This window comes from Neorhizobium petrolearium, from assembly GCF_017873175.1.
GTDB classification, from domain to species: Bacteria; Pseudomonadota; Alphaproteobacteria; order Rhizobiales; family Rhizobiaceae; genus Neorhizobium; species Neorhizobium petrolearium.
Genome location: NZ_JAGGJW010000015.1, coordinates 52,773 through 71,804, shown reverse-complemented (window position 1 = coordinate 71,804; position 19,032 = coordinate 52,773). Strand labels below are relative to the sequence as shown.

General features: G+C 61.5%; 20 protein-coding genes. 9 read left to right on the top strand and 11 right to left on the bottom strand.

Annotation, left to right across the window (positions count from 1 at the left end; genetic code table 11):
- Positions 1-176: 176 nt before the first annotated feature.
- Together J2046_RS25640 and J2046_RS25635 are read right to left on the bottom strand one after the other, a co-directional pair.
- The gene (locus J2046_RS25640) at positions 177-1,340 is read right to left on the bottom strand and encodes a GGDEF domain-containing protein (RefSeq protein ID WP_210056676.1); all 1,164 of its coding nucleotides are present in this window, start codon (positions 1,338-1,340) and stop codon (positions 177-179) included.
- Between the two features lie 203 nt (positions 1,341-1,543).
- Entirely contained in the window at positions 1,544-2,503 is a 960-nt protein-coding gene (locus tag J2046_RS25635; protein WP_411828553.1) for a serine hydrolase domain-containing protein, read from the bottom strand.
- 374 nt (positions 2,504-2,877) lie between these two features.
- Between J2046_RS25635 and J2046_RS25630 the strand changes: the two genes are divergently transcribed.
- Both J2046_RS25630 and J2046_RS25625 read left to right on the top strand, forming a co-directional pair.
- Complete coding sequence (locus J2046_RS25630; protein ID WP_210056672.1) at positions 2,878-3,444, top strand: peptidoglycan-binding domain-containing protein; 567 nt, start codon at positions 2,878-2,880, stop codon at positions 3,442-3,444.
- A gap of 2 nt (positions 3,445-3,446) precedes the next feature.
- Entirely contained in the window at positions 3,447-3,731 is a 285-nt protein-coding gene (locus J2046_RS25625) for a M15 family metallopeptidase (RefSeq protein WP_210056670.1), read from the top strand.
- A 118-nt stretch (positions 3,732-3,849) separates the two neighbouring features.
- Here the strand turns inward: J2046_RS25625 and J2046_RS25620 are convergent, their stop codons facing one another.
- From J2046_RS25620 to odc2, 3 genes are all read right to left on the bottom strand, one after another.
- Positions 3,850-4,539, bottom strand: coding sequence for an OmpW/AlkL family protein (locus tag J2046_RS25620; protein WP_210056669.1), 690 nt, complete (start codon positions 4,537-4,539; stop codon positions 3,850-3,852).
- Positions 4,540-4,753: 214 nt separating this feature from the next.
- A complete protein-coding gene (locus J2046_RS25615) occupies positions 4,754-5,323 on the bottom strand; it encodes a GNAT family N-acetyltransferase (protein ID WP_210056667.1) in 570 nt (189 codons plus the stop codon).
- Positions 5,324-5,411: 88 nt separating this feature from the next.
- Positions 5,412-6,545 (bottom strand): ornithine/lysine decarboxylase, encoded by a 1,134-nt coding sequence (gene odc2, locus J2046_RS25610; protein ID WP_037149849.1) that lies wholly within the window; start codon positions 6,543-6,545, stop codon positions 5,412-5,414.
- A 543-nt stretch (positions 6,546-7,088) separates the two neighbouring features.
- Here odc2 and J2046_RS25605 point away from each other — a divergent pair.
- From J2046_RS25605 to J2046_RS25595, 3 genes are all read left to right on the top strand, one after another.
- On the top strand, positions 7,089-7,982 hold the full coding sequence (locus J2046_RS25605; RefSeq protein WP_210056666.1) for a LysR family transcriptional regulator: 894 nt from the start codon (positions 7,089-7,091) through the stop codon (positions 7,980-7,982).
- An 88-nt stretch (positions 7,983-8,070) separates the two neighbouring features.
- Positions 8,071-8,718, top strand: coding sequence for a DUF1007 family protein (locus J2046_RS25600; protein ID WP_210056665.1), 648 nt, complete (start codon positions 8,071-8,073; stop codon positions 8,716-8,718).
- A complete protein-coding gene (locus J2046_RS25595; protein WP_210056664.1) occupies positions 8,712-9,758 on the top strand; it encodes a nickel/cobalt transporter in 1,047 nt (348 codons plus the stop codon). The genes J2046_RS25600 and J2046_RS25595 overlap by 7 nt, the downstream gene beginning before the upstream one ends.
- 13 nt (positions 9,759-9,771) lie before the next feature.
- On the opposite strand, the gene J2046_RS25590 is transcribed toward J2046_RS25595, so the two are convergent.
- Positions 9,772-10,761, bottom strand: a complete 990-nt coding sequence (locus J2046_RS25590) for a zinc-dependent alcohol dehydrogenase family protein (protein ID WP_210056663.1) — start codon at positions 10,759-10,761, stop codon at positions 9,772-9,774.
- Positions 10,762-10,861: 100 nt separating this feature from the next.
- On the opposite strand from J2046_RS25590, the gene J2046_RS25585 reads away from it, so the two are divergent.
- Positions 10,862-11,761: a LysR family transcriptional regulator gene (locus J2046_RS25585; protein ID WP_210056662.1), complete on the top strand. Its 900-nt coding sequence runs from the start codon at positions 10,862-10,864 to the stop codon at positions 11,759-11,761.
- Between the two features lie 6 nt (positions 11,762-11,767).
- Here J2046_RS25585 and J2046_RS25580 read toward each other — a convergent pair whose 3' ends face one another.
- The 4 genes from J2046_RS25580 to J2046_RS25565 form a co-directional block, all read right to left on the bottom strand.
- Positions 11,768-11,968, bottom strand: a complete 201-nt coding sequence (locus J2046_RS25580) for a hypothetical protein (RefSeq protein ID WP_210056661.1) — start codon at positions 11,966-11,968, stop codon at positions 11,768-11,770.
- Positions 11,965-12,660, bottom strand: a complete 696-nt coding sequence (locus J2046_RS25575) for a GNAT family N-acetyltransferase (protein WP_210056659.1) — start codon at positions 12,658-12,660, stop codon at positions 11,965-11,967. The genes J2046_RS25580 and J2046_RS25575 overlap by 4 nt, the downstream gene beginning before the upstream one ends.
- Before the next feature lie 72 nt (positions 12,661-12,732).
- Entirely contained in the window at positions 12,733-13,446 is a 714-nt protein-coding gene (locus J2046_RS25570) for a tellurite resistance TerB family protein (RefSeq protein WP_210056657.1), read from the bottom strand.
- 90 nt (positions 13,447-13,536) lie between these two features.
- The gene (locus tag J2046_RS25565) at positions 13,537-14,175 is read right to left on the bottom strand and encodes a 2-dehydro-3-deoxy-phosphogluconate aldolase (protein ID WP_210056656.1); all 639 of its coding nucleotides are present in this window, start codon (positions 14,173-14,175) and stop codon (positions 13,537-13,539) included.
- 156 nt (positions 14,176-14,331) lie between these two features.
- On the opposite strand from J2046_RS25565, the gene J2046_RS25560 reads away from it, so the two are divergent.
- The 3 genes from J2046_RS25560 to trhO are packed head-to-tail and all read left to right on the top strand — an operon-like array spanning position 14,332 to position 16,758.
- On the top strand, positions 14,332-14,829 hold the full coding sequence (locus tag J2046_RS25560) for a CYTH domain-containing protein (protein ID WP_210056653.1): 498 nt from the start codon (positions 14,332-14,334) through the stop codon (positions 14,827-14,829).
- Entirely contained in the window at positions 14,804-15,796 is a 993-nt protein-coding gene (locus J2046_RS25555) for a CHAD domain-containing protein (RefSeq protein ID WP_210056652.1), read from the top strand. Before J2046_RS25560 ends, J2046_RS25555 begins: the two co-directional genes overlap by 26 nt.
- Before the next feature lie 17 nt (positions 15,797-15,813).
- Positions 15,814-16,758: an oxygen-dependent tRNA uridine(34) hydroxylase TrhO gene (gene trhO / locus J2046_RS25550; protein ID WP_210056650.1), complete on the top strand. Its 945-nt coding sequence runs from the start codon at positions 15,814-15,816 to the stop codon at positions 16,756-16,758.
- A 4-nt stretch (positions 16,759-16,762) separates the two neighbouring features.
- On the opposite strand, the gene J2046_RS25545 is transcribed toward trhO, so the two are convergent.
- Entirely contained in the window at positions 16,763-18,958 is a 2,196-nt protein-coding gene (locus J2046_RS25545; protein WP_210056648.1) for a bifunctional diguanylate cyclase/phosphodiesterase, read from the bottom strand.
- Positions 18,959-19,032 lie beyond the last annotated feature (74 nt).

The following is a 19,032-nucleotide window of genomic DNA, read 5'->3' as shown; positions in this document are numbered from 1 at the left end:
GGGCGCCGGATTGCTTGCCCGTATGGCGACCGGTTCGCGACCCGGCTCCCTGCCCGATGACGAAAACAGAATAGCCGCCAGGCGAAACACGGGAATGCAGAGGCGTTATTTTCCCGCGGCCGCCATTCAAATAACAGGAGAAATTCGTTCTGCGCCGGCGGTTTCGTCCCCGCCTCTCAAGCCGCGAGCACATCCTCCCTGAAGGCATCGACTCCGTTGCGCCCCTGCCGTTTGCGCGCATAGAGCGCCTGATCCGCCTTGTGAAGCAGGGCTTCGAGATCGACAGGCCCCGCACCTTCGGCCGCCGCCCCGATGCTGAGCGTTGGCAGGACCGACAGCTGGTCGCCGAGGCGGCGAAGCGAAGTGACGAAAGCGAGACGGATATGTTCCGCAATCGCCACCGCCTGTTCGAGTGAACGCTCTTTCAGCACGATCACGAATTCGTCGCCGCCGTGACGGGCGATGAGATCACCATCGTCGAGCGCGTTGGCTGCAGACGATGCGAACGCCCGCAGCACCTCGTCTCCCATGGCATGGCCATGGGCGTCGTTGAGCTGCTTGAAATGATCTATGTCGATCAGCAGCACGGCCAGCGGCTTCGGGGAAAGCTCGGCAAATGACCGTACCAATCCCCCACGGTTGAGCACGCCCGTCAGCGCGTCGCAATAGGCTGCCGCCCTGAGCCGGGCGCTTGCCCTTTCCCCCGCCATCAGCATGATGACCATGCTGCGGAGCGTGAGAAACACCATGGCCGAAAGTGCTACCCAGGCATGCACCGCATCACCGCCGTTGAACAGGTTCCCGTCGCCCAGCAGGCCCGTCATCGCCATGGTGGAACGGCTGGCATAGAGCATTGCCGTCAGCACGAACAAGCCGACGGCAAGTTCCGCCGAATAGAGCTTCTCCTCCCGCCCGAGGCGATGGGCCTCCCGGGCGACCGCCAGATCGAGCAGGCAATAGACCGCCGAACCATAGGCAATGCGTTGGAGCGACGCATCATGGGCGCTGAAAATCGTAACGAAGGGGATGCCGAGCACGGCGATGACGAGGCTGCAATGGAGAAGACTCACCGTGCGCCCAACGAAGATGCGCATGGATGCCGGCAAGAGCACGCAACCGGCGACCGTCAGGACATTGCCGAATTGAACCGTCATGGAGTCCGGCGCGATACTGTGAAGGGAAATTAAGAAGGAGCCGATCCCGACGAGGAAGTTGCTGGCACTCCACCAGGCGAGCCAGCGCTCGAAGCGACCTGTAAAATAGGCGGCGCACTGGAGCATGCCCAGCACCACGCAGGCAACCGCCGTCATCGCATATATTGTCCGGAGATCGAACGTCATGTGCTTCCCCCGCCAGGGTTGCAACCCGCCCAATTCGCATTCCGCAAGATGCGCCCGGCTCATCGGACGTGATCCGGCGGCTCCGGATGGATTGCGTATTTGGGAGGCCCAGCCCTAATCAAGAAAACCGTAATACGACCTCCTTTCGATATCGTGCGCGCAGTCGTTAGAATTTTATCGATTTCAACTCAAGGATGAGAATTCTACGCCTCTCGAACGACCCCGATGATCCCGGCAAGCAGATCATGCAGATCGTCGCGATAGCCGTTGCGGGCAGAGGGACCGCCGTCGTCGGAGGTCATGACGACGGTGAGGTCGAGCGATGGAATGACATAGAGCATCTGCCCGCCATACCCCCAGCCGAACTTCACCTCCTCGCCGCCGATATTCCTGAGAAACCAGCCGTAGCCATAACCGTCGCCGGAAAAGCGGGAGTTGGTGCGCTGCGTCCAGGACTGGTCGATCCAGTTCTTCGAGACGACCTGCACGCCGGATTTCGCCTTGCCGCCGTTGCGGTATAACTCGCCGAAAGCAAGCAGCGACCGGGCAGTCATCGCCATCTGATTGCCGCCGAGATAAATGCCTTGCGGGTCACGGTCCCAGGCGCCGATGCGGAAACCTTCGACCGGCGCCAGCCATTCGCGCGCCAGAGCCAGCGTCGATTTCCGTCCGACCCTGGTGAGGATCGCCGACAGCAGGTGCGTCGAGGCAGTGGAATAGAGCATACCGCCGCCCGGATCGTCGTCGAAGGGCTGGGCAAGCGCGAAACGGACCCAGTTGCGGCTCGCAACCCAGCGGCCATAGTTCGGGCCGGACATACGCCCGAGTCCCGCCTGCATCGAGAGAAGATGGCCGATGGTGATCTCGTGGATGCGTGGATCGGGATTTTGCGGCAGATCGGCTTTGAGGATCGGCGCGATCTTCTGGTCCGGCCCATCGAGCAGTTTCTTGTCGATGGCGATGCCCACGAGGCAGGAGATGATCGATTTCGAGGCCGACTTGATGTTGCTTGAAGCACTGCTCGACCGGCCGTTGAACGCCCGTTCGGCGAGTATCCCGCCATTCTTCGAGACGAGCACGACCTTCAGCGGCTCGAGTTCCACCGCCCCGTCGAGCACAGTCTTGAGCGTCACCGGCGGCTGCGGCACTGCCTGCTGTGACATCGGAGGCTGCGGCGCGGGCCGAGGCGAGCCTTCCTGCGCAAATCCTCGGGCGGCGGAAAGGAAGAACGGTAGGGACAGGAGGGTTGTGCGGCGTCGGATCATGCATGACAAACTACGGGATGACATCGCCCAGGAATATGGCGGAAAGACCGGATTCACGCCATGGTGATGGTGTGTGAGATCGGTAGAGCCCGGAGTGACAAACACGCCCTGCTCTTGAGAAAGACGATCCGCTGACGCAGCTGGCTGGCTCGCACCGTCTTCCCAGAAGATAACGCGAACAATAGAAAATACACAACCATAGGATTTACAAATTCAAAACTTATTATAGCATCTCTTACACAATGCAACCAATAGTGCGGAGAGAGATGGCAATGGCATTTACGCTCTCGCGAGGCGGACCGAATGTAATCGCGGAAGTACAGCGCTGGCAGTATTTCCTGCGAAAACAGGGTTTCCCTCAGGCCGGAAACATCGACGGGGACTTTGGGAAAAATACGGAGGATGCAACCAAGTTTTTCCAGTTGAAGAACGGACTGCCGGCGAACGGCAGGGTGGACCAGAAAACGCTGCAGGCGGCGTCGTCGCTTGGATACACGATCGTTCCCAACAATTACTACATGACGAAAGCCGGAACGGCATACCCTCCCCCTCCAGCAGGTCTTTCAAGTCCGACCAATGCATCCCGAAACGCCAAGTTCAGTTGCTTCGAATTTATCCAGAGGCCGCTGGCGCAACGGCCCGATCGCGAAGCGATCGTCATCAAGGGAAGTTGCGACGGGCAACAGAATGATTGGACAGCGGCCAATATCGTTCAGATCCCCATGCCTCAGTTGCAATTCGCCAGAGGCTATAACGGATCGATACGCTGCCATGCCAAGGCCGCGCAGCAGATCAAGCAGCTTTTCGATGCCTGGGAGGTTGCCACCTTCTCCACCTGATAATGTCATACGAAGGTTGCTTCGTTCCGCGTTACAAGCGCAATCAGGCGCCTGCCGGGAATGCCGGCCACTCGATCCGGCAGAGCGTCAACGTTTCCGCGCTCAGCAACCATTCCTTCGGTTCGGCCTTCGACATCAACTATGTCGACAACCAGCTCGGACAAACACCCGCGCTTTGCGGAAGCCGCGGCTCCGTGCGCGAGCTCGTGGCGGCGGCAAACCGGCTCAAAATCTTTTGGGGAGGGCATTTCAACAATCCGGATGGAATGCATTTCGAGATAAGCTGATCGTTATCGAGGTATCCGGATTGGGAAGTTATCGTTTCGGCAGGGCGTTTACCGAAGCAGGAAACGACGCGGCTTTCGCCGCGTCGTCCGCCTACCCACCGCCCTCGTTGTTCTCTTTTTAGAACCGGTAGGTGACACCCGCGCCGATCAGCCAGGGATTGATCTTCGCCTTGCCGCTGAGCGGGCCGAGGACGTCGTGGTCGGCCTTCCAGTCGGTTTCGAGGAAGATCTTCTTGACGTCGAAGTTCACGCCCCAGTGCTGATCGATCATATAGTCGAAGCCGACCTGCAAGGCAGCGCCGACATGGTTTTCCACGTCTAGGTTATGGAAACCTGGCTTTTCCGACTGATTGTAGAAGAAGGTATAGTTGATGCCCGCGCCGACATACGGCTTGAAGGCGCCGAAATCGGTGAAATGATATTGCAGCGTGAGTGTCGGCGGCAGGAGCCAGGCCCGGCCGACCGGAACGCCGACCGCGCCGTCTTCCTTGATGTTCGCATAGGTCGTTCCGAGAATGAGTTCGGCGGCGATGTTGTCGGTGAAGAAATAGGTGATGTCGAGTTCCGGGATCACCGAGTCGGAATAGGAAAGATCCGAACCCGGAACGCCGTTTACCGAGCCCTCATCCTCAGTGATGACGCCCAAACCGCGTACGCGGATCTGCCACGGGCTTTGCCCAGTCACTGTTTCCTCTGCCACCGGGGCAACCGGAGCCGGCGTCAGGTCCGCCGCCGTCGCCCCGAATGCGAAAAAAGCCGCACCGACGCCTGCGAGCCATCTCAGATGCCGTACACCGCTCATGTTCATTTAACCTCTCCTTGAATCAGCAATGATCTTTGCAGGAAGAGCGGTAGGCCTGGGAAAAGAGGGACGGTTTGATCAGGATCAACCGCCTCGTGAGAGACATCGGCTTGCGAGGCGGAGTGGCAAATTTGTCGCATGGAAAACCTCGCCTCCCATCGGAAGGAGGCGAGGTTTCGGGGCAGATCGGGGATACGAGGCTTTTATCAAATGCCTTGGATCAGGCCAGCTTGCGTCCGCTTGGCACGATCATGCCCGCAGCACCCTCCAGCCAGCCGGCCTTCAGCTCCAGCGCCAGGAAACGGGAACGCTCGAACGGGCCGGGCATGACGAGATGCCGGGTCTTGTCGGCAAAGAAGCCGAACCGCTCGTAATAGGCAGCGTCGCCGACGAGCAGGATGGCGCCGTGGCCGCGCCCGCGGGCTTCGGTGACCGCCGCCCGCATCAGGGCGCCGCCGATCCCCTTGCCCTCGTGGGCGGAATCGACCGCCAGCGGCCCGAGCAGCAGCGCCTCGATCGGCTGGCCGTCGGGGGAAATACCGGCTTCGATGTTCCACAACCGAACCGTGGCGATCACGTGTCCCGCCGCATCGCGGGCGACGAGCGCCAGCCCTTCCGCCGGCACGCGGCCGCGGCGGATCTTCTCCGACGACTTCAGCCTCCGATCCGGCCCCATGGCGCGGTCGAGCAGGCTTTCGCGAGCCACCACGTCGGCCGGCGTTTCGGCGTCTATGGTGAAAGTGGGGTTCGGCGCAAAGAATGCGCGCACAGAATCAAGAACAGCGGCCATCTTGGCCTCCCGTACCCAATACCGTTATCAGCGGCGATGAAGAGGAATTGTGGATTTGCCACCCCGGCTGGATACGGGGCTGGCGGTATCAGATGACGTAGGCCTTCAGAGGCTCGAAGCCGTTGAAGGCGACCGCCGAATAGGTCGTCGTATAGGCGCCGGTGCCTTCGATCAAAACCTCGTCGCCGATGGTCAGCGTCACCGGCAGCGGATACATGTTCTTCTCGTAGAGCACGTCTGCGCTGTCACAGGTCGGACCGGCCAGAACGCAGGGTTCCATTGCATCCTGATCCCGCTCGGTGCGGATCGGATAGCGGATCGCCTCGTCCATGGTTTCGGCGAGACCGCCGAACTTGCCGATGTCGAGAAAGATCCAGCGATGGTTGTCGTTGTCCGACTTCTTCGACACGAGAACGACTTCCGCCTTGATGACGCCCGCATTGCCGACCATGCCGCGACCCGGCTCGATGATCGTCTTCGGCAGGTTGTTGCCGAAATGCTTGCGCAGCGAAGCGAAGATCGCCTGGCCATAGGCTTCGGCCGACGGCACGTCGCGCAGGTACTTGGTCGGGAAACCGCCACCCATGTTGACCATCTGAAGGTGGATGCCCTGCTTGGCAAGCTGCGCAAAAACGCGGCGTGCATCGGCAAGCGCCGAATCCCACGCATCGACCTTGGTCATCTGCGAACCGACATGGAAGGAAACGCCGTAGGATTCCAGGCCAAGCTGGTGAGCGTAGACGAGCACGTCGACGGCCATCTGCGGCACGCAGCCGAACTTGCGCGAAAGCGGCCATTCGGCGCCTTCGCCATCGGTCAGCACGCGGCAGAACACCTTGGCGCCCGGAGCAGCGCGGGAAATCTTCTCGACTTCCTCATGGCTGTCGACGGCGAAGAGACCGACGCCAAGCGCATGGGCGCGCGCGACGTCGCGTTCCTTCTTGATCGTATTGCCGAAGGAGATGCGGTCGGCGGTGGCGCCGGCGTCGAGTGCCATCTGGATTTCTGCAACCGAGGCGCAGTCGAAGCTCGAGCCCATGGCAGCGAGCAGCTTCAGGATTTCCGGAGCCGGGTTGGCCTTGACCGCATAGTAGATCGCGCTGTCCGGCAGGGCGTGACGGAAGGCGGTGAAATTGTCGCGCACGACATCGAGATCGACAACAAGGCACGGTCCTTCCGGACGTCGGGTCTTGATGAAGTCGAGAATACGAGCAGTGGTCATCGGTCAGTCCCTTCGAAATCTCAAAGCTCCGGCGAACCGGAGGACAAAGGACGGATGAGAATGCACCTGGACCCAGCCGGTGGAGACACTGGTTCCTTGACACGCTCAAACGCGCGATCTTTGGATCAACGCCCTGCCACGAGCAAAGATCCGGCTTTGTCTGCCATGGATTGGAGGGAAAATCCCAACCGCACTTCCGGCAATGATGGTGTGCCTCTTCAGTATTGCAGGCTGATGGAAAGCCTGCAGAGACCAGAAAGGCCCGCACCGTCGTTGCTTCAAGATGTCCTCGCATTTCCCGGTTGGCCGGAATAGCGACTGGAGGGGTTAATTCCAGGTACCTTACCGATGACCTCACCTTAGGGATGGTTCCCAGTTCGAGGGTCGGCGGACACCCACAGGCACGTGCGACTTTGGGCAAGCCGGGAGATAAGAATATTCGCAGTCATAATCAAGAGATTTTTTTGCCGTCATCGAAAATTCGCATTGCACAATTGCAGACGGCATCCCACGTAGGACATCACGCAGCCAAGGGGGCGACATTTGGATACTTTGACGCGCATGCGGGCCTTCATCGATGTGGTTGAAGCGGAAGGCTTTTCGGCCGCCGCCAGGCGAACCGGGCGGTCCAAGGCCCTGCTGTCGAAATACGTGCGGGAACTGGAAGACGATCTCGGCGCGCTGCTACTCAACCGCACCACGCGTCAGTTCTCGCTGACCGAGGCCGGCCACACCTATTATCGCACGGCAGCGGACATCCTGAAGGAGATCGACAACCTCGCCGACCTGGTGCGCGAAAACAATGCCGACTTGAAGGGCCGCCTGCGCGTTTCCGTGCCGCGCACCTTCATCGATGCGGAAGTCGGACAGTCGATGATCGACTTCGCCAAGTCGCATCCGGACGTCTCGCTCGAAATCGTCGCAGAAGACCGGTTCGTCGACCTGATCGAGGAGAATTTCGACCTGGCGATCCGAATCACCAAGCTGGAGGATTCCGGTCTCATCGCCAGAAAACTCTCCGACTTTCGGGTCTATGCGGTGGCGACCGCCGACGTGGTGGCAAAATACGGTCCGCTCGAACACCCCCAGGACCTGAACCGCGTCCCCTTCATCATCGACACCAATTCCCGCTGGCACAACAACGTGCGCTTCACCGACAAGGACGGCTCGATGATCTCGGTCGCCGTCAGCGGCCCGATCGAGGTAAACAGCCCGCAGGCGACGCTGCGTGCTGCCCGCGCCGGCATCGGGGTTGCGATCATACCCGATTTCATTGCCAATGCGTCGATCCAGTCGGGCGAACTCGTGACGCTCTTCGACGACTACATCGCCAAGGATCGGGGCATCTATGCGGTCTATCCGCATCGCCGCTACCTGCCGGCCAAGGTGAGAAGCTTCGTCGATTTCCTCTCCGCCTGGTTCCGCCGGCAACATTGAGAGACTACCCTCTGCATAGGTTGAGTCGAAATTCCGTCCCAATTGTGCGGCACAGCGCGAGGGACGAAGCGGGAGCCAGCTGAGGCGCATGAGATATCGATTCTTCACCATTGCTGCGCTTGCGGCGGCTTGCGTGCCGCTGCCGGCGCTCGCCCATCCGCATATCTTCGCCGAGGCGAGGCTGGAAGTCGTGGCCGGCAATGACGGCAATCTCGCCGAACTGCACAATGTCTGGCGCTTCGACGAAGTGTTCTCATCCAGCGTCCTGCTCGACTTCGACAAGAACACCGACTTGAAGCTCGACGCGGCCGAGCTTGCCGAACTCGGCGAAACGATGCGCAAGTCGCTTGCCGATTACCATTACTTCACAACGATTACCGTGAATGGGGCTTCGTTCGAGGTGCAGAAGCCGGACGTGATTCACGCCTCTCTCGACGAAAACAACCAGCTTCTCGTCATCTTCGCGGTCAAACCGGAAAAGCCGGTCCCGCTCAAGGGCAGGCTCGCCTTCGGCATTTACGATCCCTCGCTCTATACCTCGATCGATTTCCCGACCGATGGCGACCTGGTCGTGCAGGGAGCAGGCTTCGCCAAATGTCAGCACAAGGTCGTCCGGCCCGATCCCGACGAGGTGATTTCGCAAAACAGCGCGTCTCTGACCGACGCCTTCTTCAGCGATCCGACCGGTACCGACATGACAAAACTGTTCGCCACGAGACTGGAAGTGACATGCTGAAGTCCCGCCGGACCCTGCCCCTCATCGTCATGACGGTGCTGGCAGTTGCTGGCGCGGCGCATGCACAGTCGCCGCTCGGAGTGGGCTCAGCCGAACCGGCATTTTCGATCGGCGGGCCGCTCGGCCCCTTCTTCGCCTGGATTAACGCCCATCAGCAGGCTTTCTACCGGGCGCTGACCGGCGCGCTGAAGGTAATGCGCGAGGACCCGTGGGCGCTCTCCGGCCTGATCGGCCTTTCCTTCGCCTATGGCGTCTTCCACGCCGCCGGCCCCGGCCACGGCAAGGCGGTGATCTCCTCCTACATGATCGCCAACGAGGTGCAGCTCAAACGGGGTATCGTCATCTCCCTCATCTCCGCCCTGCTGCAGGGCGCAGTCGCGATCCTTCTGGTCGGCGCGGCCTATTTCGTGCTGCGCGGCTCTGGCATCACCATGACGGCCGCGACCCAGGCGATGGAGATCGCAAGTTTCGCGCTGGTCGCTCTCTTCGGCGCCTGGCTGCTCGTGAAGAAGATCCGGGCGCTCAGGATGCGCGTCGTCACCTTGCCCATGGCCGCCTCCGCAGGCGCCGGCCGCAGCACGACCGGGCTCAACTTCCAGGCCGTCGAAATCGACGACCACGAGTATCAGGGCGATGGCGAATATTGCGAAACCTGCGGCGCGAGCCATATGCCCGACCCTGCGATGCTGAAATCGAAAGATTTCAGCCTGCGGGAAGCCTGGTCGGCGATCATTGCAGTCGGTTTGCGACCCTGCTCCGGCGCGATCCTGGTGATGAGCTTTGCGCTCCTGAACAGCCTCTATCTCGGTGGCGTGCTTTCCGTACTCGCCATGTCGATCGGCACGGCGATCACCGTGACCATCCTCGCCATCCTGGCGGTATCCGCCAAGGACGTGGCGGTGAGGATCGCCGGCCCGGGCTCGCCGGCAGGTCGACGCGTCACCCACGCGATCGAGATCGGCGGTGCGCTCTTCGTGCTGCTGGTGGGTCTTTCCCTGCTCGGCGCGTCGCTGCAGGCTTCGAGCCTTGCTGGCGGCTGATCGCGAAAAGCGGTCAGATGGTCACAACGATTTTGCCGAACTGCTGGTTCGATTCGAGAAAGCGGTGCGCCTCGACGATTTCCTCGAAAGGAAAGGTTCTGGCGATCACCGGTCGGAACAAACCCCGCTCCAGTCCGTCGTGGATGAATGCCTTGGCCGTTTCCAGTCGTGCCGGATCGCCGATGATCTCGTGAACCAGGTAGCCACGCAGCGTCAGGCATTTGCCGAGCACGGTGAATAGCGGGAAAGGCGTTGGTTCCGGGCTCAGCCCGCCGTATTCGATGAGGATGCCGCCCCGCGCCATCGCGGCCGTCAGGGGCACGAAGATCGATCCGCCGACCGCATCGAACACCACTCTCGCGCCGCCCGGACCAGCAATTTCTTTCAACCGGCCTTCCAGATCCTCCTCTGCCGAGGCAATCACATGCGCCGCGCCATTTTCCAGCAAAGCCTCTTTCTTGGCTGACGTCCGCGTGACAGCAACGGGTATCGCACCGACCAGCTTGGCGATTTGGACCGCGGCCAGTCCGACGCTGCTCGATGCTGCGGTGATGATGACGAAATCGCCTCGTTGCAGCCTGGCAATATCGATCAGCGCGCCATAAGCGGTAAGATGGGACATCCAGAGGGCAGCCGCGGCCTCGAAGCCGAGCGATGGCGGATGCCTAACGACGAGATGTTCGGGAAATACGACGAACTCGCCATAGGCGGGCCAGCGGATCATGGAGATCGGCGGCACGATGCTCACCACATCGTCCGGCGCGACGCCTGACACACCTTCCCCGACCGCGTCGACGATGCCCGCCGCTTCGAGCCCGAGTCCCGAAGGCAGGGCCGGCGTCTCGATATAGGTTCCCCCCCGCAGCAAAGCCTCGGCTCGGTTAAGACCGAGCGCTTTTACGCGGATACGGACCTCGCCCGAACCCGGCCGCGGGACATCGACATTCTCGATCCGCAGGACTTCCGGGCCACCGTGTTGATGGAAGCGGACAACGCGCGCCATTCTCAACTCCAAAACCATTGAACGGAATAAGCTATGCCAACACCCACAGAAGCGATAAAGAGCTTTGCCGGCACGACAGTCGAAACCAGGAGTTTTCAATATGGATCGTCTGACCAGCATGGCCGTATTCGTCAAGGCGACCGATCTGGGCTCCTTTGCGGCCGCGGCCGACGCGCTTGAACTTTCCGCTCCCATGGTCGGCAAGCACGTGCAGTTTCTCGAAGAACGGCTCGGCGTCCGCCTCCTCCACCGCACCACGCGCCGCCAGAGCCTTACGGATTTCGGTCGGGCCTATTACGACCGCTGCCGCATGATTTTGGCGGAAGCCGAGGCGGCCGATGCGCTTGCCGCCGACCATCAATCCGAACCGCGCGGAAAGCTGCGGATCGCCATGCCCGTGCATTTCGGTCGTCATTGTGTCCTGCCGGTCCTTATGAAATTCGCGCAGCGCCATCCGGCAGTCGAACTCGATCTGTCCTTCAATGACCGACTTATCGATCTTGCAGAGGACGGCTACGATCTGGCGATCCGCACCGGCGATCTCGATGACAGGGCCGGCGTGATCGCCCGCCGCGTCGCACGCCAGCCGATGCTGGTCTGCGCATCACCGGGTTATCTTGCAACTCATGGCCGGCCGGGAAAGATTGAAGAACTGGCGGCACACCAAGCGGTCGTCTACCGCCGGTCAGGCCCCGTCCCTCCGTGGCTTTTTCCCCGCGAGGGGCAATCGCCGCTGGAAATATCGCCGCCCAATCGGTTCCGGCTCGACGACCTGGACGCGGTCGCCGATGCCGCAGCGGCGGGAATGGGGTTAGTCTGGTTGCCGGGTTGGCTCGTGCATGAACGCATTCGCAAAGGCTTGCTCGTGCAGCTTCTGCCGGATGAGCCGCCTTTTCTCTACGATTGCCACGCGCTCTGGCTGCAGACGCCGCACCTGCCGCTGAAGGTGCGCCTCGCGGTCGATGCACTGGCTGCGGCCCTGCCGCGGTTCATGGCATGAAGACGGCTATTTGCGCCGCTGGTAGCGCGCTCTCAGCCAGAAGATCGCGAAGAAGCCGAGCAGCAATGCCGCGCCGACGATGAAGCCGAGCGCCGGCGAAAACTCTCCGATGCCGAGCACAATGGTCGGCAGGAAATAGATGACGAGGCCGGCGCCGACAAGGATAACGGCAGCGGCGATTGCCTGTGATCTGGTTTCAGGGCTCATGCGGCCATCTCCTTGGCAATCCCGGCGCGGATATCTTCGAGCCGCCGTTTCTGCTGTCCTTCCGCGTCGAAATTCTCCGGGGCGAGCCAGGCCTCGAAAGCGGCCTTGATGAGCGGCCACTCCGTGTCGATCATCGAGAACCAGGCGGTATCGCGATTGGCGCCCTTGGAGATGACGTGCTGGCGGAAGACGCCTTCGAAGGTGAAGCCGTAACGCCGCGCCGTCGTCTTGCTCGCCTCGTTTTCGTTATGGCATTTCCACTCGTAGCGGCGGTAATCGAGATCCTCGAAGACGTGCTTGGCCATCAGGTAATGCGCTTCGGTGGCAATCGGCGAGCGCTTCATGGAAAGCCCGTGCGCGACGGAACCGACCTCGACCACACCGTTCTTCGGATCAGGACGCATGTAGCTCGCCATGCCGACCACTTTGCCGGTGGCGTTCTCGCGGAAGACCAGCGTCACCCAGTTCGAAACGGCACGGGCATTCTCGATCCAGGCGCCAAGTTCTCCGGCTTCGGCATATTCGTCATTGGGAAAATATTTGAGCAGATCGTTGATGCCTGCCTTGCCGCCCAATGCATCCCACAGCGCCTGAAGGTGCTTTTCCCTCTCATAGGGTTCGAGGGTCGCGAACCGGCCCTTGAGTGTGACCGGAGCGGGAGCGGCCACCTTGTAGTTCTTGAGATCGCGCATGTCTGCCTCTGCCATTGAGCAAAGAGGCTTAGGCCAGCGGCAGGGCAAAGGCAACTGGCCTGAAGGCAACGATCAAACCTTCACCTTCGCCGCCGAGACGGTGGCGTCGATATGGTCGATCAAAGCGTCCGGCAGGCCGAGGCGACCGGCAAGCAGATCGAGATAGCCACGTTCGGCACGCGTATCGGGGTCGATCGTCAGCCGCGTGGCGGCATAGATTTCGACCTTCTGCTCTTCGGTCCTGGCTGCCGCAACAAGCTCGTCCATATCGACCGGATTGGCGAGCTCGTGCTTGATGAAAGCCTCTGCCTCCGAACCAAGATCGACCGCGTGCACCTTTTCCATGATGTTGGCGCGCTCGCTCTGGTCGATATGGCCGTCCGCCTTGGCAGCGGCGATCATGGCGCGGATGAGCGTGAGCGCGAAATCGTTGGTGAGCAGTGGCGATTGCGTGCTGAAGGCGGAATCGGCAGGCGGCGAAAGGACCGGCGTCTCGGCCTGTGGCGATGGCTGCGGCACAGTCTCCGGCGACTGGCCGGACTTGTAGTTCTTGTAGGCGAGATAACCTAGGCCGGCGATTGCGGCGAGGCCGCCGACCGTCGCGACGTTGCCGGCGAGTTTGCGGCCGGTCTTCGTACCCAGGAGAGCCGCGACGATCGCCCCGGTGGCAAGCGGATTGTCCCTGGCGAGCTGGCCCGCCTGCCCTGCCCGGTCCCTCACCGTTCCCGAAAGGCCCGGCATCTGCGAGCCCAGGAACTGGTCGAGAAGCTTCTTGGCGTCAAACATCGCGTGATCTCCCTGTTGGTTTCGGGAGCAAGATAGGAATGCGATTGTGAAATTACAAAGACGGGTTTGTGAGCGTCTCGCCGCGGGCGATCAGGCCTTCAGCGCCGCCGCTTCCGAAGCGAGCTTGGTGATGCCGGTCCAGTCGCCGGACGAAACAAGCTCTTTTGGCGCCACCCAGGAGCCGCCGACACAGACGACATTCGGCAGTGAGAGATAGTCGTTGGCATTCTTCAGCGAAATGCCGCCGGTCGGGCAGAACAGCGTCCCGGCGAGCGGCGACGAAAGCGCCTTCAGATAGGCGGCACCACCGGCCTGTTCGGCCGGGAAGAATTTCAGGACGCCATAGCCCGCCTCGCGCAGCGCCATGACCTCGCTTGCCGTCGCCGCACCCGGCAGAAGCGGCACGGGCGAATCCTTGGCCGCGGAAAGAACGCCCGGCGTCGAGCCTGGGCTGACGATGAAGGTCGAGCCCGCCTTGACGGCCGCATCGAAATCCTTCGCATTGAGGATGGTGCCGGCACCGACATTGGCGCCTTCGACTTCGGCGGCCACGGCCTTCACGGCATCGAGAGCAGCCGGCGTGCGCATGGTGATCTCGATCGCCTTCAGGCCGCCGGCAACGAGCGCCTTCGCAAGCCCGACCGCGGATTTCGCATCGTCGACGATCAGCACCGGGACCACCGGCTGCAGCTTCAGGATGGAAAGCAGCTTTTCGGTTTTGCCGGCCATGGCGATAATCTCCGTTAAAACGATTGAAAACTGAGCCCGGAGATAACGCCCGAGACCGTCATTGTCGAGAAAAAACACCATGCGGCCGCAAGGCGGGTTTGCCAAATCAAACCTTTGCACTAGGGTTATGAGAGTTCCTGAGTATATGGACGGGTTATGGCCAAGGAAATCGAGCGCAAGTTTCTGGTGAAGGACGACGGCTGGCGCTCCGAAGTGTCGTCATCCTCGGATTTCCTCCAGGCCTACATCGCTTCCGGCGACGACCGTTCGGTCCGTGTCCGCATCATGGACCATGCCCGCGCCACGCTCACCATCAAGATCGGCCGGAAACTCATCGCCCGCGACGAGTTCGAGTACGACATCCCCCTCTCCGATGCCGAGGAAATGGTGCAGAGCGCCGTCGGCATCGTGCTCGAAAAGACCCGCTACGAGGTGAAGCACGAGGGCTATGTCTGGGAGGTCGATGTCTATGGCGGGACCTACGAGGGGCTCATCGTGGCGGAAGTCGAGATAGAAGACGAGAATGCGAGCCCCGAACTCCCCGGCTGGGTGGGGCGAGAGATCACCGGCGACCGACGTTATTCGAATGTGGTGATGGCGACTGAGGATCTGAGCAGGGAGCTGATCAATGGCCTATCGTCTGCGGCCCGCTAAGCCCTTCACCGCTGAGTTCCGCTCCGTTGCCGAAAACCAGCTTTTGAAAGCGATCCGCCTGCTTGAGGACCAGCCGGACGGCCCGCACGAGGCAGTTCACGACGCACGCAAGCGATTCAAGCGGATACGCGCCCTCTACCGGCTGGTCCAACCGGACGCGAAGGAATTCCGCCGGCGCGAAAACGCCCGCATCCGCGACATGGCGCGGACGCTTTCGGCCGTGCGTGATGCGACGGCCCTGGTGGAAACCGTGGATTATCTCGCCAATCAGACGGGTTCGGCAGAGGAGACGGCCGCCCTCGCCTTCGCGCTCAAGGTGCTGACCGAACGGCGCGACCGGATTGCCGCCGAAGAGCATGACTTGCCGGCGAAGGTGGCGGCAGCGGTCGCCACCTGCCATGAGGCGGTCGGCGCCATCGAAGAACTCGAACTGGACGATGCTCCTGGCAAGACCGCCAGGCGGCTTGCAAAGGCCTGGCGGAAACAGCGGCTGAGGGCGCATGCCGCGTTTGCCGCCTGCGAGGAACGTGGCGACGCCGAGGCCTATCACGAACTGCGCAAATGCGGCCAGACCTATTGGATGCACACCTCGCTCCTCGGTGATATCTGGCCTTCCGCCATGCTCGCCAAGCAGAGACAGGCAAAAGAGCTCGTCGACCTGCTCGGCCACGAGCACGACCTCTCAGTGCTGACGGGACTGGTGAACGAGAGCCCGGAGCTTTTCGGCAACGGCGACACGCTCGCGCTCATCCTCGGCGCGATCATCGCACGCCAGCAGGCGCTGCGGCATGAGGCCTTGGAAAGGGCGCAGGACGCCTTCTCCGACAGTGCCGAAACGGAAAGCGCGCTCATCGCCCTTCTCTGGAAAAAGGCCGCCACGGCATCCCGCAAGGAGCGCAGGGCGGCAAAGGTCCACAAGACCCATCAGACGCATCCGCAAGAAACTGCGTTGCGCGAACCGGTCTGACCCTGTATTTCAGCGCCATGACAGAAAATCTCGCTCTTTCTCGCCCCGAAACGACGGGCGCCGTTCTCGTGGCCGCGCTCTACCATTTCGCGCGTTTCGACCGCTACGAGAGTTTTCGCGCGCCGCTGCAGGCCTTCTGTGATGAGAATGGCATCAAGGGCACGCTGCTCATCGCCCGCGAGGGCATCAACGGCACCGTCGCCGGGACCGACGACGCGATCGCCGGCCTTCTGGCCTACCTGCGTTCCCAGCCGGAATTCGCAAAGCTGGAACATAAGGAGAGCCGCGCCTCGAAGATGCCTTTCCTGCGCATGAAGGTGCGGCTGAAAAGGGAAATCGTCACGATGGGCGTCGAGGACATCGATCCCAACCGCATCGTCGGCACCTATGTCGATCCGAAGGACTGGAACGCGCTGATCTCCGACCCGGACACGATCATCGTCGACACCCGCAACGACTACGAGACGGCGATCGGCATCTTCAAGGGCGCCGTCGATCCGAAGACCAAGACGTTCCGCGAGTTTCCGGACTGGGTGAAGAACAACCCCGGCCTGCACAACAAGCCGAAGATCGCCATGTACTGCACCGGCGGCATCCGCTGCGAGAAGGCGACCGCCTTCATGAAGGAGCAGGGCTTCGAGGACGTCTACCACCTCAAAGGCGGCATCCTGAAATACCTCGAGGAAGTGCCGCAAGAAGAAAGCCTCTGGGAAGGTGCCTGCTTCGTCTTCGACGAGCGGGTCTCGGTCGAGCACGGATTGAGGGAAGGCCCGCACCGGCTCTGCCATGCCTGCCGCAACCCGATTTCGGCAGAAGAGGTCAACTCGCCCTATTTCGAGGAAGGCGTTTCCTGCAGCCACTGCTATCACACGCGGACGGAAGAAGACCGGCTGCGCTATCGCCAACGGCAGCACCAGATCATGCTGGCGAAGAAGCGCGGCGAGAAACATATCGGCGGCTGATTTCTCAAGCCGCGCTGAGGCCATCCGGCCTCCGGTCACCGCGATAGAGGGCGTCGATTTCGCCGGCCGACATCGGTTTTCCGAACATATAGCCTTGCAGTTCGTCGCAACCGCTGACCTTCAGCGCCAACGCCTGGCTTTCGGTCTCCACGCCCTCGGCCGTCACCGGAATATCGAGCGCACGGGCAAGCGCCACCGTCGCCTGCAGCATCTCGACGGCGCGGCCCCCTCTGTCCAGGGCATGCACCATCGACTTGTCGAGCTTCATCCTGTCGAAGCCGAATTGGCGGAGATATCCGACGCTGGAAAACCCAGCCCCGAAGTCGTCGAGGGCGATTTTGACGCCAAGCTGTTGCAGCGTGGCGAGCGCGACACGCGCACGATCCGGATTTCGGATGAAATAGCCCTCGGTCATTTCCAGCGTAATGCGCGCCGGGTCCGTTTCCACCGCCCGGAAGACCGCCCCGACATGCACTGCAAAGGCGGGATCGCGGAACTGTCCCGGTGAAATGTTGACGGAGAGCCTCAGATCCGGCCAGTGAGCGATCATCTCGCAGGCGCGGCGCAGCACAAACAGCCCAAGCTGGTCGATGAGGCCGGTCGATTCTGCGATCGGAATGAAGACGTCGGGCGACACCGGACCATGCCCCTCGCGATCCCAGCGGGCAAGGGCCTCGACACCGACCAGACTCCATGTCTGCGCATCCACCACGGGCTGATAGACCACATTGATTTCGCGTTGCTCGATTGCCCGCCTGAGATCGATCTCCAGCATGTTGCGCTCCTGGCGCTCCGCATCCATCTCCGGCTGGAAATGCACGGTTCGGCCGCCACCGGTCTCCTTGGCGCGATACATGGCCATGTCGGCATGCCGCACCAGTTCCTCGCCGGAAATCCCGCCCCTTCGGGAGATGGCGACGCCGATGCTGGTTCCGACGGTCGCGACCCGTTCGCCGATCACGAAGGGCTCGTCGAGGAAGCCGTGGATGCGGTCGCTCAGGATATCCGCGATCCGGCCGACATGCGCAGAGGAAACAGCAACGGCGAACTCGTCACCGCCAACCCGGGCAAGGATCGCCTCCTTGCCGACAAGCGCCTTGAGGCCGGCTGCCACACCGCGGATCAACCTGTCGCCGGTGCCGTGGCCATAGGCGTCGTTGACCTCCTTGAACCCGTCGAGATCGAGATAGAGCAGAGCTACGTCGATGCCGCCACGGCGGCTTTCCAAGACAAGGCCGTCCAGTGCGGCAAAGAAACCCGCCCGGTTCAAAAGCCCGCTCAGCCGGTCTCTCATCGCAAGATGCCGCGCAGCCGCCTCATCGGCTTTCAGCCGGTTCAGCGTCTTGCTGCCGGAGACGAAGAGAAGCAGGAAGAACAGGCCGACCATGGCAAGTGCAGAATAGACGAGCGGTCGTACCTGCGCATACGCCATATTGCCCGGCAGTCGCGAACGCCAGACAAGCTGCTGCAGCACCTTGCCATGGATATTGCGGATCTCCACGGTATTGGGCGTCACCTCGCCCGCATCGGCAAAGCGAAGGCCGTCGATGACATAGGTCTCCGCGAGCTTCTTGACCTTTGCCTCATCCAGATGGCGTGCAAAGATCAGGAAGCGCCGGCTCCGCGGAGGCTGGTCGAGGGCGCCGGATTTCTGACGGATCAACGCGACCCCGACGGCAGCCACGCCCTTTTTTGTCCGGATGAAGCCTGCCGCTTCCGGCACAGCGGCAGGACCGGCGGAACTCGCCATGTCGAACAGCGTCCAGAGCGATGCGTCGAGATAATCCTGCGGCAACCAGGTAACCGGCTGGCCGTCCTGATAGGCCATGAGCACGTTTCGATCCGCATCCATGACCACGGCAAGGTCGAAGAGATCGCTATTGACAGTCATGTCGCCATAATTGCTGACGATCCACTCCTGGTCGCCGGCGTAGACGAATTTGGCGGCATCGTCCCAGGCGGCATAGTCGTTCAGCGTCGCGTGGAGCTGATCTTCGAACGTATGGATCGCGCCTGTGGTGGTTTCCCGCGACCGGGCGTCATCAAGACGATTGGCATGGTCCGCAAGACGATCGAGCGCGGTCAGAATGAAGGTCGTCACCAGGACGACGACGACCGCAAAAACAAACAGCATCGACGTCACGGCGGAACGACGGCCGACGGAAACGGGGCGCCGAAAACGTGACGGAAGAAACCGCATGGAATACCTCGTTGGATTTTACATCTTTCGCGGGTATTCCTTCAGATAGCGTTAAAGGAGAAGGCCGGCCCTCG